General features: G+C 52.8%; 2 protein-coding genes. Both read left to right on the top strand.

From position 1 onward, the window contains the following. Positions 1 to 134 precede the first annotated feature (134 nt). Positions 135 to 764 carry a hypothetical protein gene (locus QEH54_RS22735; RefSeq protein WP_309021027.1) on the top strand — a complete coding sequence of 210 codons (630 nt, stop codon included), beginning with the start codon at positions 135 to 137 and terminating at the stop codon, positions 762 to 764. A gap of 118 nt (positions 765 to 882) precedes the next feature. Then, on the top strand, positions 883 to 1,607 hold a 725-nt coding region (locus QEH54_RS22730; protein ID WP_309021026.1), incomplete at its 3' end, for a transposase.

Below are 1,607 nucleotides of genomic sequence, written 5' to 3'. Positions count from 1 at the left end.
CTTCCAAGTCGTCAGAAAGAAATAGATGCTAACCAGTCAGCCCATACAACTCCAGCCAGCGCTCCGCGCTGACTTCCGCGTATGGCTTTCACGTTCTCAAAAAAGCTACTACCCTACCTCCCACTCTCTAACAAATGAGATTCCCGAACACTATACGTAGAAGTCACAGTAAAAAGCCAAAACCCAAGCCGAAGCTATCCCTCAGCTTCATTGTTTCAATGACAGCAATAATAACTTCCTTGGGTAACTTTGTTGTAGGTGGAGGCCTTGTAAAATGGCACTTGGACATTGAGCAAAAAATAGCAAGCGACAATCGTCAAAGACAAGATTCTGCAAACGAAATCCGAATCAAGTCTCACGACATGCTTCTTTCTTACGTCGATGTGATGAAAGATAAGGATTTAGACAAAGGAAGCAAATCAGCAACATTAGCTAGAATAAAAGAAGACCTCGTCTATCTAGAAAAGCAACTGGCCATATTTGAGAATCGAAAACCTCGCCCTTGGATATATGATAGTCTCGCTCCGGAACCACCATCCGGGCTAACCATGAAGCCACTAATACGATTCAATCGAAAAGAACTCGTTGAGTGGTGGCCTGAATGTGACGCGATAGTACCCGAAGACGTAGATGAGTACATTGTAATATACACAGAAAAAGGAGGAACGATAGAATATAAAGATGCAAACGACACAGCGTACAGAATCGAGTACGACGTCGAAGAGCAGAAACCTGAAGGTGCTCCAGATGCACCAAGCATTTAGGTCCAACGCGTCTATGGCAGGTCAGAATTCCAACATAAACAAAATAAACTGAGAACCAGTAGGAATGAGAAGGCACAGAGACGAGTCGCCATGAGCGACCCGTCCATATAGTGCCTTTATGAATACCAACACTACAGCTCACACCATTGGCCTAGATCTATCCGACCGCAAGGTCGCAGTTTGCGTGCTCGACGCTAGCGGCAGCATCGTCGAGGAACGATCCCTCCCCAACGAGCCGGCAAGCTACAAGCTGCTGGCCAGAACGTATCCACAATCCAACGCCATACTCGAGACCGGTTCACACTCCCCGTGGGTGAGCAGGCTGCTGACCGCCGAGGGGCTCAAGCCGATAGTCGCCAACGCCAGGAAGCTGAGGTCGATCTACCAGAACGACCGAAAGAGCGACCGCAACGACGCGCGCATGCTCGCGAGGCTAGGAAGGGTCGACCCCTCCCTGCTCCATCCAGTGAGGCACAGGAGCGAGGACGCCCAGCGCGACCTGGTCAGGATCAAGACCCGCGACGCCCTGGTCAGCGCCAGGGTCGACATGATGAACTCGGTCAGATTCCTCCTCAAGGGCCTTGGAGTCCGCGTCCCAGACGGCGTCAACGCCTCCTGCTTCGTCCGCAGGACCCGAGCGGCGGTCGACGCCGAGCACTGCGATCTGGTCGAACCGCTGCTGCTCTCCATCGACGAGCTTACCGACAAGATCAAAAGGCACGAGAGGCTGCTGCGAAAGCTCGCCGAGGAGAAGTACCCGGCGACCAAGCTGCTGGAGACCGTCCACGGGGTCGGGCCGATAACGTCCCTCTTCTTCGCCGTCGCCATCGAGGACCCCTCCCG

It is taken from the genome of Pelagicoccus sp. SDUM812003 (assembly GCF_031127815.1).
GTDB lineage: Bacteria > Verrucomicrobiota > Verrucomicrobiia > Opitutales > Opitutaceae > Pelagicoccus.
This window is presented reverse-complemented; position numbering and strand designations above follow the sequence as displayed.